This window comes from Psychroserpens burtonensis DSM 12212 (assembly GCF_000425305.1).
GTDB classification, from domain to species: domain Bacteria; phylum Bacteroidota; class Bacteroidia; order Flavobacteriales; family Flavobacteriaceae; genus Psychroserpens; species Psychroserpens burtonensis.
The window spans coordinates 1-16,114 of sequence record NZ_AUDE01000023.1 but is presented as its reverse complement, the minus strand read 5'-3'; the positions used below and the strand labels follow the sequence as shown (position 1 = coordinate 16,114).

The 16,114-nt window shown below is 34.1% G+C and carries 13 protein-coding genes; 9 read left to right on the top strand and 4 right to left on the bottom strand.

Annotation, left to right across the window (positions count from 1 at the left end):
• Nucleotides 1–78 precede the first annotated feature (78 nt).
• Both H593_RS0110800 and trkA read right to left on the bottom strand, forming a co-directional pair.
• Complete coding sequence (locus tag H593_RS0110800; RefSeq protein ID WP_028872466.1) at nucleotides 79–1,572, bottom strand: TrkH family potassium uptake protein; 1,494 nt, start codon at nucleotides 1,570–1,572, stop codon at nucleotides 79–81.
• Nucleotides 1,573–1,667: 95 nt separating this feature from the next.
• On the bottom strand, nucleotides 1,668–3,017 hold the full coding sequence (gene trkA, locus H593_RS0110795; RefSeq protein WP_028872465.1) for a Trk system potassium transporter TrkA: 1,350 nt from the start codon (nucleotides 3,015–3,017) through the stop codon (nucleotides 1,668–1,670).
• A gap of 120 nt (nucleotides 3,018–3,137) precedes the next feature.
• On the opposite strand from trkA, the gene ubiE reads away from it, so the two are divergent.
• A complete protein-coding gene (ubiE, locus tag H593_RS0110790; protein WP_028872464.1) occupies nucleotides 3,138–3,869 on the top strand; it encodes a bifunctional demethylmenaquinone methyltransferase/2-methoxy-6-polyprenyl-1,4-benzoquinol methylase UbiE in 732 nt (243 codons plus the stop codon).
• Between the two features lie 118 nt (nucleotides 3,870–3,987).
• On the top strand, nucleotides 3,988–4,701 hold the full coding sequence (gene porT / locus H593_RS0110785; RefSeq protein ID WP_028872463.1) for a type IX secretion/gliding motility protein PorT/SprT: 714 nt from the start codon (nucleotides 3,988–3,990) through the stop codon (nucleotides 4,699–4,701).
• A gap of 199 nt (nucleotides 4,702–4,900) precedes the next feature.
• Here porT and H593_RS0110780 read toward each other — a convergent pair whose 3' ends face one another.
• On the bottom strand, nucleotides 4,901–5,635 hold the full coding sequence (locus H593_RS0110780; RefSeq protein ID WP_028872462.1) for a TrmH family RNA methyltransferase: 735 nt from the start codon (nucleotides 5,633–5,635) through the stop codon (nucleotides 4,901–4,903).
• A gap of 184 nt (nucleotides 5,636–5,819) precedes the next feature.
• Between H593_RS0110780 and tamL the strand changes: the two genes are divergently transcribed.
• From tamL to accD, 3 genes are all read left to right on the top strand, one after another.
• Nucleotides 5,820–8,387 (top strand): translocation and assembly module lipoprotein TamL, encoded by a 2,568-nt coding sequence (gene tamL, locus H593_RS0110775; RefSeq protein WP_051229703.1) that lies wholly within the window; start codon nucleotides 5,820–5,822, stop codon nucleotides 8,385–8,387.
• Nucleotides 8,388–8,524: 137 nt separating this feature from the next.
• Nucleotides 8,525–9,592 (top strand): class II fructose-bisphosphate aldolase, encoded by a 1,068-nt coding sequence (fbaA, locus tag H593_RS0110765; protein WP_028872460.1) that lies wholly within the window; start codon nucleotides 8,525–8,527, stop codon nucleotides 9,590–9,592.
• A gap of 36 nt (nucleotides 9,593–9,628) precedes the next feature.
• Nucleotides 9,629–10,486, top strand: coding sequence for an acetyl-CoA carboxylase, carboxyltransferase subunit beta (gene accD / locus H593_RS0110760; protein WP_028872459.1), 858 nt, complete (start codon nucleotides 9,629–9,631; stop codon nucleotides 10,484–10,486).
• Between the two features lie 53 nt (nucleotides 10,487–10,539).
• On the opposite strand, the gene H593_RS0110755 is transcribed toward accD, so the two are convergent.
• Nucleotides 10,540–11,430, bottom strand: coding sequence for a hypothetical protein (locus tag H593_RS0110755; RefSeq protein WP_028872458.1), 891 nt, complete (start codon nucleotides 11,428–11,430; stop codon nucleotides 10,540–10,542).
• Between the two features lie 180 nt (nucleotides 11,431–11,610).
• Between H593_RS0110755 and rpsO the strand changes: the two genes are divergently transcribed.
• The 4 genes from rpsO to H593_RS18970 all read left to right on the top strand — a co-directional run.
• A complete protein-coding gene (rpsO, locus tag H593_RS0110750; RefSeq protein WP_028872457.1) occupies nucleotides 11,611–11,880 on the top strand; it encodes a 30S ribosomal protein S15 in 270 nt (89 codons plus the stop codon).
• 272 nt (nucleotides 11,881–12,152) lie between these two features.
• Nucleotides 12,153–14,408 carry a polyribonucleotide nucleotidyltransferase gene (locus tag H593_RS0110740; RefSeq protein WP_028872456.1) on the top strand — a complete coding sequence of 752 codons (2,256 nt, stop codon included), beginning with the start codon at nucleotides 12,153–12,155 and terminating at the stop codon, nucleotides 14,406–14,408.
• 242 nt (nucleotides 14,409–14,650) lie between these two features.
• A complete protein-coding gene (locus H593_RS0110735) occupies nucleotides 14,651–15,724 on the top strand; it encodes a hypothetical protein (RefSeq protein WP_028872455.1) in 1,074 nt (357 codons plus the stop codon).
• 201 nt (nucleotides 15,725–15,925) lie between these two features.
• Nucleotides 15,926–16,114 (top strand): helix-turn-helix domain-containing protein (locus H593_RS18970; RefSeq protein WP_037052093.1); only part of this gene is annotated, 189 nt, incomplete at its 3' end.

Below are 16,114 nucleotides of genomic sequence, written 5' to 3'. Positions count from 1 at the left end.
AATTTTAGCTATGCAAAAACAAAATGATAACTTTAAAAGCAAGGTGTATTGAGCTTATTATATGCTTTAACTCTTATATTATCGGTTTCTCCAGAAAAAAGGTGTCAATAAGATCAAAACTGTAAACAATTCCAAACGACCAATCAGCATTAAAAATGAAGCCCACCATTTCCCTAAAGCTGGCAACTCTGCATAATTATTTACTGGCCCAAAATTACCCAACGCAGGACCGACATTTCCTAAACTTGAAGCAGATAAACCCACTGCAGATTCAAAATCTATTTGCATCATAGAAAACACCAATGCACCAACGATAAAGGCCAACATATAGAGGATGAAAAAGCCTAGAATATTAAATACAATATCTCCTGAAACTGCTTTTTTATTATAACGAACAGGGAGAATAGCATTGGGATGTAATGCACGTTTAAACTCTAAAAAACTATTTTTTATCATGATCATATGGCGTACGACTTTTACACCACCAGAAGTACTACCTGCGGAGCCTCCCAAAAACATCAACCCAAAAAAGAAAACTACCAAAAACGGCGTCCATAAGGTATAATCTGCAGTCACAAAACCAGTCGTTGTAATAATGGCAATCACTTGAAACAACGCATGTCTAAAAGACGCTTCGGCTTTTCCAAAAACCATAGGGTGATCAATAGACGATATAGAAAAATCTGCTCTAAAATAGATAATGAATGCCGCGATAAGAGTAAAAAGTGCTATAAATTTAAAATACAATTTAAACTCTTCATCAAATATTGCTTTTTGAATTTTGCCTTTGAAAGCAAAATAGCTCAATACAAAATTTGTTCCCGCTAGAAACATGAATACAATAATGATGTATTGTATTACAGGCTGACCATTCCAATAGGCAACACTAGCATTTTTTGTAGAAAACCCTCCTGTTGATAACGTACATAGAGAATGATTTATAGCATCAAAAAAGGACATTCCTGCAACTTGCAACAAAATAGTTTCGGCAGCGGTATAACCAAAATAGATGAGCCAAAGACGTTTTGCTGTATCTGTAATTCTTGGATGTAATTTATCGGCATTTGGGCCAGGCGCTTCGGCAGCGAAAAGCTGCATACCTCCAATACCCAACAATGGCAAAATAGCGATTGCGAGAACAATAATTCCCATTCCACCAATCCAATGCGTCATACTACGCCAAAATAAGACCCCTTTTGGGATCGCTTCTATATCATTTAAAATACTTGCTCCTGTCGTTGTATAACCCGACATAGTTTCAAAAAATGCATTTGTAAAATCTGGTATTGCTCCTGTAATGACATAGGGAAGTGTACCACTCAAGGCCATGACAATCCAACCAAAAGCCACTACAATATAACCGTCTCTTTTGTTAAGTTCCTTCTTGTGTTCTTTTGTAAAAAACATCAAAGCGCCACCCAAAACTAAAACGAGGAGTCCTGCAATAAGCAGCTCTAGAGTGACTCCGTCTTTATAAATAAGACTTATAATTGTAGACAATAGCATAAAACCACCATTGAAAAGACAGAGTAAACCGAAGAAATGAAAAATGATTTTATAGTTAAGTTTCATGTGTTCGTATTATCTTTTGTGATGTTCACATGGAGCATTAAAAAAACAAAGGCTTTGTCCTTTAAAGTATAGAATGACTGTTTCATGTTTTGTAATTAGAAAAAGAAGCGTTCTACCTGACTTATCGACCTAGGCAAACAACATACTACGACTTTGTCTCCCATTTCAATTTTAAAATCTCCTAAAGGAATAAGTCCAATATCATCTCGAATGACTCCTCCAATAATAGCTGAACGTGGAAATTCTAAATCTTTAATTTTCTTTTGTGTGATTTTTGATTTTGAATTCACTTCAAATTCTAGCAGCTCAGCATTCATATTGGTGAGTTTAGTCATTGCGACTACCTCTCCTCGTCTTATATATCTAAATATATTATTGGCTGCAAGTAGTTTTTTATTGATTAAAGTATCGATACCAATAGATTGTGATAACTGGTAATAATCCATATTCTCAACGAGTGCTATTGTTTTCTTAACACCTTTAGATTTTGCTACTAGGCAGGACATGATATTAGTTTCAGAATTCCCTGTAACTGATATAAAGGCATCCATATCTGAAATGTTTTCTTCATCAAGCAATTCAACATTACGTCCATCACCATTAATAACTAGTGCATTTGGTAAATCATCTGCACATTCAAAAGCAACTTCACTATTACTTTCTATAAGTTTTACTTTAAATTTGCTTTCACAGAGGTCTTTGGCTGTTTTATAGCCTATTTTACTTCCGCCTAAAATCATAATATTTTTAAGCTCGGCTTTTACCTTACCTGAAAGCTCAAACAGTTCTTCATCTCCACCTTTCGATGTCATAAAAACAACCTTATCACCTTCTTTAAACTCGGTATCACCTCTTGGTATGATTGTATATTGTGTTCCAAAACGTTGAATAGCAATAGGTACAAAATGTAATTCTGGAAACACTTCTGCAGCTGCTCTAACAGTTTTACCAACAAAACTAGCTGTTCTAGATAAGCGCAAACTCAACATGGTTAACTTTCCTTCTTCAAACTCATAGGTATCATTAAAACCGTATTGATTGAGCAGTAATTCTATTTCTGCTGCTGCTAAATTTTCTGGTGAGATCAATTCGTCAATACCAAACTTGGTAAACCCTACATCATCCTCTTCATCTAAAAACTCTGAATTTGATATTCTAGCAATCGTTTTTTTAGCTCCTAATTGCTTGGCAAGTACACACGCTGTAATATTTGTAGTTTCCGAGGACGTCACAGCAATAAATAACGCTGCCGTATCAATTCTCGCTTCCCTCAAAATAGCAATTGAAGTCACATCACCTTTAATGACTCTAATATCTAGGTGATCACTTGCATAAGCTAAACTGTTTTTATCGGTATCTATTAAGGTAATCTCTTGCGACTCGTATGATAATAGTTTGGCTAAATGAAATCCAACTTCTCCTGCTCCAGCAATAATTATTTTCATGGGAATTTTATTCAAAAAAACATACAAATATACATCATTATTATGGCATTAATGCTTTTGTAAATTAGAGCTTAGATTATTTAATACTATTAGATTTGAGTATATTTGCAAAAAAAAGAAATGTCCTCAAAAGTAACTCCATACAAGGATAGTGATTTGAATAAGAAGCAACAAGTCGCTCAAATGTTTGATAACATCTCAAAAGAATACGATGGTTTAAACCGTGTTATATCTTTTGGTATTGATATCAAATGGCGAAATAAAGTGGTTGCTATTGTCTCAAAAACCAATCCAGAGCGTATTTTGGATATCGCCACTGGAACAGGCGATTTAGCCATTAGCTTAGCTAAAACTAATGCCAAAGAAATTATTGGATTAGATATTAGTAATGGCATGTTAGAAGTCGGTAGAAAAAAGATTAAAAATAAAAATTTAGATAAGCTTATCATTATGGTTGTTGGTGATTCTGAAAATTTACCATTTGAAGACAATAGCTTTGATGCCATAACTGTAGCTTTTGGTGTTAGAAATTTTGAAACATTAGATAAAGGACTAGCCGAAATTCTTAGAGTTTTAAAACCAAAGGGGACATTTGTCATTCTTGAAACCTCTGTACCTACCAAAACGCCATTCAAACAGGGTTATAAATTCTATACGAAGTATGTGATGTCTACGATAGGAAAACTCTTTTCTAAAGACCAATCTGCTTATACCTATTTACAAGAATCTGCATCTGTTTTTCCTTATGGTGAGGTTTTAAACAATATTTTACGTAAAATTGGGTTTACTAACGTGCAAGACCAACCACAAACTTTAGGTGTCGCTTCAATTTATACAGCGTCTAAAGCGTAACGTGTTTACAAGTCATTATCATCATATTTATGAAACGAGCAAGTTGAACGCATTATCACCCAAGAAAATGATTAATAGCAAACAGCATGTGACCGTTGAAAACAATACCTATAAACACATGAAAAGAGTACTTATAATTTTAATACTGTTTTTTATATCTCTAAGTGCCTCAGCACAATTATTTACTAGGGAAAAAATAAAAAATATTGAAAATTTTGATAAGCAAAGACTGTCATGGGGTTTTTACCTTGGGTTAAATAGTTATGATTATCAATTTACTTACGAACAAGATCAACCAGATATCTTGGTAGAAACCAGTACCGGTTTTAGTGTTGGTTTAGTCTCTAACCTGAGGCTTAACGATCATCTGGATTTACGCTTTGAACCCGGTTTATTTATTACGACCAGAAATTTACAATATGATCCTGTTTATTTTGAGGGTTTAGAACCTAACAGTTCTGATTTAATGCGTGAAGTAAAATCAACATATGTTCATTTTCCTTTATTATTAAAAGTATCGACCAAACGATTTAATAACTTTAAACCTTTTATTATTGGTGGTGTTTCTGCTGCTCTTAATTTATCCAGTAACGAGGAAAATCCAGATGATAATGCCGCAGGTCAATTTAGAACCAAGAAAAACGTTTTGTTTTATGAACTAGGCTTTGGAATCGATTTCTATAATCAGTATTTTAAATTCACACCGTCTATTCGTGGTGTTTTTGCACTTAATGATGAATTAGTTAGAGATGAAGATCCAAATAGCCCATGGACTGGAAATGTTACTACAATGAAAACCCGTGGTGTCTTCTTAAATTTTACGTTTCAATAAAAGAAGTTTTCAGCACTTACTGATGTAACTAAAGCCCTTCTGATTGATTCCGTAACGTTAATATTCATTAAAACCCCTAATGACTTACGACTATGAAAACGACTCAATATTGTAGATTTTAAGAGACACAAATCTCCCTGAATATCATTCAAACGCTATATTATTTCCCTCTAAAACTGAGACTACAGACTGTACCTGTTTACGACCGTTTAAACTCACTCAAAATAATAGCAGTTGCAGTGGCTACATTTAAACTTTCGGTAGCTTTTAAATCACCAAATTTCGGGACACTTAGCTTTTTAGTTATCAATTTCTCAATAGATTCTGAAATTCCATTTGCTTCATTTCCCATTACAATCATACCGCAATCTGGTAAGTTTTGAGAATATATTTCATGTCCATCCATGAATGTGCCAAAAACGTCATGATTATAATCCTTAATATAAGTTTCCAAATCTGTATATTGAACATCAACTCGTGCTAACGACCCCATTGTTGCTTGTACAACTTTAGAGTTATAACAATCTACTGTTGCATTGCTACACACTAAGTTCTTAATGCCAAACCAATCGCAAAGTCTGATTATCGTCCCTAAGTTTCCTGGATCACGAACATCATCTAGTGCTACAATTAATCCGTTGGACTCACTGTTTTTTTTCTCCTGAGCATTCGGTAGAATGGTCGGAATATTAAAAATAGCCACTGCAGTGTTGGGAGATTTTAGACCACTAATTTTTTGTAATTCTTTTTCAGATACCAGTATCGTCTCAGCGTCAAAAATAGCATCCGTAGAAAATAATAGATGTAACTTAAATTCTGAATTCAAAAACTCCTTAACGCCTTTTATTCCTTCTACCACGAATAGTTGTTCTTGTTGTCTAAACTTTTTCTGATGTAAACTCGTAATTAACTTTATGTGGCTTTTGGTTAACATAAAATAGCTTATAATTTTTGTGATTTTAACGAAAACACAAAGTAATACTTTTTTGGTCTATTATTTGTTATCCTATTCACTTATGAAAACAACATCCCATAAATTAATTGAAGACGTCATAGATTTATTACTTTCAATTCAATTGGTAAATAGTATTTAAACTGTAAATTTGAATTGATTTTAAATGCAAACATTCTCTCTTTTGAAATATAACGGTTTAAGACTATTAATCTTTAGTTTGATATGCACGATATTCTCGTGCGATGTCATGAAGCGTGTTAAAAAAGATGAGCATTTATTGATAAGTAATACCGTTTTGGTTAATGACCAGAAAAACACCACTGAGACTGTTGACAACCTTCAATACCAAAAACCGAACGGTACTCTTTTAGGCACTCCATTACGTGTTCACATCTACAATTTGGCAAGACCAAATATCGATTCTATTTTAAAAGCAAACGTATTGGATAACCCTAGAAAAGTTGCTTGGAAAACAAAATTACTTTCAGAAAAACAGTTTTATAGAGAACTCCAATCTAGAAAAAATCTCAATAGTTGGCTCATAAAAACTGGAGAAGCGCCTGCAATCTACAATGAAACTAGAGCAGAAAAAACAGCCTTAGCACTTAAAAAATATTATTTCAGTAAGGGTTGGTTTGATGTAAAAACGTCTTTTAATACCGAAAAAGACAGCTCACAAAGAGCAAAAGTCACCTACAATGTTACTACTGGAAACCCTTATATTTTAGATTCAATTAAATCTAACATAAAGACTCCAATTATAGATTCATTGTACAATTCTAAATTAAAGATAGGCTCTTTAATCTCAAAAGGTCAGCAGTATAATGAAGCCAATTACGCTAGTGAACGAGACCGATTAACAACACAGCTTAGAAATTCTGGTTTTTATTATTTTGGACAAGACTACATCACCTTTGACATTGATACTGTGGGAACTAATAAAAAAATTAATACAGATTTAATCATTGCTGATAGAGCCATAAGAAATGAAGATTCAGTAGCTCGTGTCCCTTTTAAAAGGTATAAAATAAAGGATGTTAATATTTTTACAGATTATAAAAATGAATACCGAGATTCAACAATAACAGACTCTGTAAACTTTAAAAACTATAATATATACAGTTACAATAAATTAAAATTCAGGCCTAAAGCGATTACAGATGCCATGTTTATTACAAAAGGAAACATCTTTAAAGATATCGATAGAACCAGAACTTATCGCTATTTAAGCGAATTACAAGCTTTTAAATATCCGCGAATTGATTACGTCCCTAATGAACAAGACTCGACCTTGATTGCGAACGTATACCTTGTGCCGAAGAAAAAATTTGAGCTTACAACAAGTTTTGAAATATCACAAAGTAATATACAAACCGTAGGTTTTGCCTTTAATACTGGTTTATTGATTAGAAATATCTTTAGAGGCGCAGAAACTTTAGAAATTTCTGGGCTTGGTGCCATTGGGTCTTCTAAAGATGCCTCTAACAGTAATGATCAATTTTTTGATATTAATGAAATTGGTGGAAATATTAGGTTGAGTATTCCTCGGTTTTTTCTCCCCTTTAAAACAGAAAAAATTGTTCCTAAGTACATGTCACCTAGTACACGAATCAATTTAAGCGCAACCAGTCAACGAAATATTGGATTAGATAAACAAGCATTAACAGGAACTTTAAACTACAACTGGTACCCTTCAAAAAAAGTAACTAATAATGTTGATTTATTGAATGTACAGTTTGTAAAAAACCTTAATACAGCCAACTATTTTGGCGTGTATCAAAACTCGTTTGAAAGATTAAATACGATAGCACAAAATATTGGATTTATAGGTCCAGATGAAACCCTGAGAGATCCTGCAAGTGAAGGAGGCTCTTTTAATCCTGCAGATCAATTTATAAATGAGGTGGTTATTGGCAACACCTCAATTACAACAGCCGATGATGACTTCATTACCGTTAACAATATTAAGCAACGTAAAGAACGTCTTACCGAAGACAACCTCATTTTCTCCTCTAGTTTCAATTATGTAAAAAATAGACGAGAAAACTTATTTGATAAAAACTTCTCTATCCTTAAATTACGTTTAGAACTTGCTGGAAATTTACTATCTAACCTCTCAAACGTTTTAGATCTTACTAAAAATCAAGACGGTAAATATGAAGTTTTTGACGTACCATTCTCTCAGTTTGTAAAAGCAGAAATTGACTACGTAAAACATTGGGATCTGGGAAGAAAAAACGAGTTTGCAATTCGAACTTATTTTGGGATTGCAATACCTTACGGCAACTCAGATAACATCCCATTTGCAAAAAGTTTCTTTGCTGGTGGACCAAATGATATTAGAGCATGGAGCGCCTATAATTTAGGCCCAGGAAGTTCATTAACTACCAATGAATTTAATGAGGCCAATTTAAAGATCACATTGAGTGCAGAGCAACGTTTCAATTTATTAGGACGTTTTAATGGCGCCTTTTTTGTTGATGCAGGAAACATTTGGAATGTTTTTGACAACGTAGATGATGAGGCTGCAACCTTTGGTGGTTTTGACTCTTTAAAAGATATTGCTGTAGGTTCTGGTTTCGGTATTCGATATGACTTTAGTTTCTTCGTATTAAGAGGTGATATAGGTTTCAAAACTTACGACCCTTCTAGAGCACTTGGCGATCGTTGGTTTAAAGAGTACAACTTTAACAATGCCGTTTACAACATTGGAGTCAACTATCCTTTTTAATAGTATCTTTTCTCCCTTTTTTTTCTTCAGAAACGATAACGTTTGCGTAAATATCTATGCCATGAAACTCGTAAAAACCATTAAAATTATTCAAAATTTATGTATTTTTGAAACTTAACATTTAACTAAAAACAATCATGGGTCACAACATAAAACCAGGAGTAGCTACAGGAAAAGAAGTTCAAGCGATTTTTAATTTAGCAAAAGAAAAAGGATTTGCTTTGCCAGCAGTAAATGTTATTGGTTCTAATACCATAAATGGTGTTCTAGAAACCGCAGCAGCTTTAAATGCTCCAGTAATCATTCAATTTTCTAATGGTGGTGGACAATTTAACGCAGGAAAAGGATTAAGTAACGAACACCAGAAAGCAGCAATTGCAGGAAGTATTGCAGGTGCTAAGCATGTCCACTTAATGGCAGAAGCTTATGGTGTTCCAGTAATTTTACATACAGATCACTGCTCAAAAAAATTATTACCATGGATTGATGGTTTATTAGATGCAAGTGAGCAGCATTTCAAAGAAACTGGTAAGTCACTTTACAGTTCTCATATGATTGATCTTTCTGAAGAACCAATTGAAGAAAATATCGCGATTTGCAAAACATACCTTGAGCGCATGAGCAAAATGGGGATGACCTTAGAAATAGAATTAGGAATCACTGGTGGCGAAGAAGACGGTGTAGATAATACAGATGTTGATGATTCAAAATTATACACACAACCAGAAGAAGTTGCCTATGCCTATGAAGAATTGAGCAAAGTAAGTAATCAATTCACAATTGCTGCTGCCTTTGGAAATGTACACGGTGTTTACAAACCTGGAAACGTAAAATTAACACCAAAAATTCTTAAAAATTCTCAAGAGTTTTTGTCTCAAAAGCATAATTTACCACATAATCATATTGATTTTGTTTTTCACGGCGGATCTGGCTCTACAGTAGAAGAGATTAGAGAAGCTATTGGTTACGGAGTTATTAAAATGAATATTGATACGGATATGCAATATGCATTTATGAGTGGTATTCGAGATTATATGGGAGAAAAAGAAGCCTATTTAAAGCAACAAATTGGAAACCCAGATGGTGATACTGTCCCAAATAAAAAGTACTATGACCCTAGAGTTTGGTTAAGAAAAGGAGAACAATCATTTGTTGAACGTTTAAAAAAGGCATTTGAAGACCTTAATAATGTAAATACTTTATAACTTTGCACCACTAACTACTAATTAAAATCATTTTTAATGTCTTGGTTCAAAAGGAAAGATAAAGGAATACAAACCTCAACCGAAGAGAAAAAAGACACACCCAAAGGGCTGTGGTATAAATCTCCAACAGGTAAAATAATTGACACGAAAGAATTAGAACAAAACTTTTATGTCAGTCCAGAAGATGGCTATCATGTTAGAATTGGAAGTAAAGAATATTTCGAAATTCTATTTGATGATAATAAATACACAGAATTAGATGCCGGATTGACATCTAAAGACCCTTTAAAATTTGAGGATACTAAAAAATATCCAGACCGTTTAAAAGCCGCACAGGAAAAAACAAATCTAAAAGATGCTGTTAAAACTGCTGTTGGAAAATCTAAGGGTGAAGATTTAGTCATTGCTTGTATGGATTTCGCTTTTATTGGAGGTTCAATGGGAAGTGTTGTTGGGGAGAAAATTGCTCGTGCAGCTAAACACTCGCTTGACAATAAAATTCCGTTTATGATCATCTCAAAATCTGGAGGCGCTCGTATGATGGAGGCAGCATTATCTTTAATGCAACTCGCAAAAACCTCTGTTAGATTAGCACAACTTGCAGATGCGGGAATTCCTTATATTTCATTGGCTACAGACCCAACAACAGGTGGCACAACAGCATCATTTGCTATGTTGGGAGATATTAATATTGCAGAACCTGGCGCATTAATTGGTTTTGCTGGACCTCGTGTTGTAAAAGATACCACTGGTCAAGAATTACCAGAAGGGTTTCAAACCTCTGAGTTTTTATTAGAACATGGGTTCTTAGATTTTATAACGCATCGAAAGAATTTAAAAAGCAAAGTGAATTTGTATATCGATTTGATTACAAATCAACCTTTAAGAGCATAAAAAAAGCGAGCCATACGGCTCGCTTTTTAATTGACTAAAAATCAATACTTAATTTAATTTAAAATTACTTCAATCTCAGTTCCATTATTAAAAGTAAACGTTGCTTGATTATCACAATTTCCATTTCCATAATCAAACGTTCCTCCAAAATTTGTACGCTCCACATCCACACTTCCGCTTACAACATAATCACATATCATTTCGCGACGTAAAGGTGTTATGACCTGATAAGAATGCGTATTCCCATTAATAAAGGTCGTTGACCAATTTCCCGTGACTTCAAATACGTTATCACTAAAAACTCCGCTACCAAAACCTTCAACCCATTCTCTAATCTTTAGCCCTTCTCTACTCGCTTGTGTTCCGTTAGGCCAAATAACAGTCAACTCTAAGGTGTGCGTAAATTGCGGATTACCATCATCATTTGACCATTCTTTCAACAACGTTTTACTTCCTATGATGTTTTTAGCATCAAAGAAAAAATCAACTAAATCATAAGTAATTAAAACGTGTTGTGCATCAGGATTTCTAGTGTAAGAGAATACGATTTGACCTTTAAATACGTGTCCATTCACGACGCATCCTGCTGTTCCAAAATCAACCGTTACTTCTCTAAAGCCTTGTTGTGCTACAACTGTAATTGTAACGCAATCTGGTAATCCATTACGTAATTGATCTTCAGCGAGTCGATTAGAATCACTAAGCTCCTGCCCTTCGTAAGCATCAATAATAAGATCTCCTACTACGCTCGCAGCTTTATCAATTTCAGAAGAAAGCCTTACCTCTGAAATATCTTCATTTTGTTCTTCTTGCGCAACAGTGTCATCCTTGCTACAACTTGCAAATGTCAAACCTAAAACGACTAAGGAGAACATTAATTTTGTAATTACTTTACTCACATCCCTTTTATTGTGATCATTGAGTTCATGATTTAGATAATTCATAATTTAATTTTTGATGTTAATATGAAGTTAAGACTATCCTAAAATGAAAACGTTTAATTTTCTGTGTAAAAAAAACAAAACCAACATTGTAAATAGATACAAATCATTAAAAATTAGTATATTTGCAGCTTGAAAGAATGACTTTCAACGTACATAAAAATCATTTACAATAATATTAGCATGTATTTATCAAAAGAAGAAAAACAAGAATTATTCGCAAAACACGGTAAAGGGAAAAACGATACTGGTACTGCAGAAGGACAAATTGCATTATTTACGCAAAGAATTGAGCACTTAACTGCTCATTTAAAAAACAATCGTAAAGATTACAATACAGAACGTTCATTAGTTATGTTAGTAGGTAAGAGAAGAAGCTTACTAGATTACTTAACTAAGAAAGATGTCCTAAGATATCGTGCGATAGTTAAAGAATTAGGTTTAAGAAAATAATCTCAATACAAAAACCACGCTTATTAGCGTGGTTTTTTGTTTGCGTTAGGGATTGAACAGTATGTTTGAGCTCCCAACTTTAGGAGGAGCGAGCGGTGAAAGCCCGACCCTTCAGGGTAACGCCCAAAAAAATATAACTCTTACGATAGAGTATAACAATCGTAAATAAGAAGCTAGACCCTGAAATTAATTCAGGACAAACAGTTTTTCATTGGTCACACAACAACTACAACAACGCAACGACCATTGTTTAATTAGAATTTAAAAAATTTATGATTCCAAAAGTATTTAAAGAGGTCATAGACCTTGGAGATGGTAGAGAAATTACCATCGAAACCGGAAAATTAGCAAAACAGGCACACGGTTCTGTTGTTGTTACATCAGGAAAATGTATGATGTTATGTACAGTTGTTTCCAATTACGAACAAAAAGATCTTGGTTTTTTACCGTTAACGGTAGATTACAGAGAGAAATTTGCAGCTGCAGGTCGTTATCCTGGTGGTTTCTTCAAAAGAGAAGCAAGACCGAGTGATGGTGAAGTATTAACGATGCGTTTAGTAGACAGAGTATTACGTCCATTATTCCCAAAAGATTATACTGCAGAAACGCAAGTAATGATACAATTAATGTCTCATGACGAAAACGTTATGCCAGATGCAATGGCTGGATTAGCAGCTTCGGCAGCTATTCAATTATCAGATTTCCCTTTTGAATGCGCAATTTCTGAAGCAAGAGTTGGTCGTGTAAATGGTGAATTTGTTATCAACCCAACCAGAGCACAACTAGCAGAGTCTGACATCGATATGATGATTGGAGCAAGTGCTGATTCTGTAATGATGGTAGAAGGTGAAATGGATGAGATTTCTGAAGACGAAATGGCTGATGCCATTAAGTTTGCACATGAAGCTATTAAATTACAATGTGCTGCTCAGTTAAGATTAGCTGAAGCATTCGGAAAGAAAGAAGTTCGTGAATATGACGGAGAAAAAACAGATGAAGCTTTAGAACAGAAGGTTCATGATATGGCATATGATAAAGTATATGCTATAGCAAAAGCTGGATCGGCTAAACACGAAAGAAGTGCTGCATTTGCTGAAATTAAAGCAGATATTAAGGCAACGTTTTCTGAAGAAGAATTAGCAGACTATGGTGGTTTAGTTTCTGATTATTACCGCAAAGCGGAAAAAGCTGCCATTAGAGATTTAACCTTAAATGAAGGTTTACGTTTAGATGGCCGTAAGACTGATGAGATTAGACCTATCTGGTGTGAAGTAGATTATTTACCATCAACACATGGTTCTTCAATCTTTACACGTGGAGAAACTCAAGCTTTAGCAACAGTTACTTTAGGTACGTCAAGAGACGCGAATAAAATAGATATGCCATCTTACGAAGGTGAAGAAAATTTCTATTTACATTATAACTTCCCTCCTTTTTGTACTGGAGAAGCAAGACCAATTCGTGGAACCTCTCGTAGAGAAGTTGGACATGGTAATTTAGCGCAACGTGGTTTAAAAGGAATGATCCCTAAAGATTGTCCTTACACAGTACGTGTAGTATCTGAAGTTTTAGAATCTAACGGTTCTTCTTCTATGGCAACTGTCTGTGCTGGAACTATGGCTTTAATGGATGCAGGTGTGCAGATGATAAGACCAGTTTCTGGTATCGCAATGGGATTAATTTCTGATGCAGAGTCTGGAAAGTATGCTGTATTATCTGATATTTTAGGTGATGAAGATCATTTAGGAGATATGGATTTTAAAGTGACTGGTACTGCAGATGGGATCACAGCTTGCCAAATGGATATTAAGGTAAAAGGATTATCATATGAGATTTTAGTGAATGCATTAAAACAAGCTCGTAATGGTCGTTTACATATCTTAGAGAAATTAACAGATACAATTGCTACACCAAATGCAGATGTTAAAGAACATGCACCTACAATGGTGACAAGACGTGTTCCTAACGAATTTATTGGAGCCTTAATTGGACCTGGTGGAAAAGTGATTCAAGAAATGCAAAAGGAAACTGACACGACGATCGTGATTAACGAGGATCCGGTAACCGAAGAAGGTATTGTTGAAATTTTAGGTGTAGGACGCGTTGGTATCGATGCTGTAATGGCAAAAATAGATGCGATCTTATTTAAACCTACAGTTGGCAGCGTTTACGAAGTAAAAGTAATCAAGATGTTAGATTTTGGCGCCGTTGTAGAATATATGGATGCTCCAGGAAACGAAGTTTTATTACACGTAAGTGAATTGGCTTGGGAACGTACAGAAAATGTATCTGATGTTGTCAACATGGGAGATGTTTTTGATGTGAAGTATTTTGGACAAGATCCAAGAACACGTAAAGAAAAAGTATCTCGTAAGGCCATCTTACCAAAACCAGAAGGTTATGTAGCAAGACCACCAAGAGATGATAAACGTTCTAGTGGACGTGATAACAGAGGTTCTCGTGACAATAGAGGTCGTGATAATCGTACTGATGATCGCAAACCTAGAGAAGATAAAAAGGAAGATTAATTTCTTTTAATCCTAATTATAAACCTCAAATGGAAGCAATTCTGTTTGAGGTTTTTTTATATCTTATAGGAACTAAGATATAAGCCTAACATTAAGTTCGTTATTTTTAATTTCAGTAAAGTGACTGATAGCATTATTAATAACTACAACTCAAGTTTAAAATATTGAATGAATTTTAAAAATTATTTATATATCGACGCAACCTTTTAAAGATTTAAGAGTCTATTAAGAAACAGTCCGTTATGAACTTCTATAAATTTTCACTTTTAGCTATACTTCTCTTTTTAAACTCTTGTTCATATGATCAAGATGACAAGCTTTCTGCTGTTCTCGATATTAGTACTGTGGAAGTTATAAGGTCCGATTCAGATTTATATGATAACATTAAAGACATCACAAACGACGAAGATCGACCAGACGAAAGCATCGCATGTATTGATTTTATTTATCCGTTAACTCTTTTCATCTTTGATGATACTGATGCTTATGTATCCACAAATTTCATTGTAAATGACGAACAATTTAGCACGCTTCTTGACAATTTAGATATAGACTATTCTATCAGCATAAGCTTCCCAATCAAGGGTACTTTAGAATCAGGCGAAGAACTTATTATAACCACAAAAGAAGAACTAAAAGTGGCTATTGGCAACTGCCTTAACGAAGAAGAATTAGTAGAATGCAATGCGTTCATTCAAAGCTGTGCATTAAAAATCGGTTACAGTTATAATTATGAGAATCCCTATTTAGGAGGTTATTTTTACGAGAATGATGGTTTTACCACGTTAAGTGTTGGTGAAGAACTTTTATTTGGATCCTGGTCACCCTTAATTATAGAGGATGAATTACATATCAATATAAGTCTTATTAACGCCGCTGAAATCGGAGAATTTTTCAACTTTGACTGGAAAGTTATATACCTAGACGAAAACTCACTATTATTAACCAATGACAACCGAGAACTTCTACTACACCGTAGATGCGATGCCGATTTCGAAGATTGTGGTAACTTCATTTTTGAAGAATGTGAACTTATCGAAGACGAAGGGATTTCGGAGTTCATACTAGATGACTATTCTGAGTGTATTTATGACACGCTAGAATTAGATGACGAGTTTCCAATAGTGTTTTATAACACAATAGAAGATGCTCAACTAGAAACAAATGCCATACTTTCTAATGACGTTTATAATAATATTGACGTTAATCAAACCGTATATGTAAGAATTAATGAAATCCCTGAGGTTGACGATAATGGAGAAGCTATTGAGTTTTACGTCGTCATGATCACTTTAGCTTCAATTAGCTGTAATTAATCATCGCATAAAACAAGACCAACAAAAACTATTAAATCAGTATGTATATGAAAAGTAATTAAATTATAAAAAGTAGCTCGAAAACTATTTTAAATAATAAGTTATCAACTTCTAAGTTCAAGTTATAAGTGCAACACGAATATTTAAAATAGATGGGGCTAGCCCCATCTATTTTAGGCTCAATATTTATATTCGTTTTGAATGAAACATTATAAACAATTGACCTTGTCACAAAGGTATCAAATCTCTGCATTATTAGAGACAGGAATTACTATTACACAAATAGCAATAATTATTGGTGTCAATAAAAGTACAGTATCAAGAGAGTTAAAAAGAAACACGCCAAGTAGAGGAAGTACAGCTGGTAGTTATATTCCAGAACACGCTCAA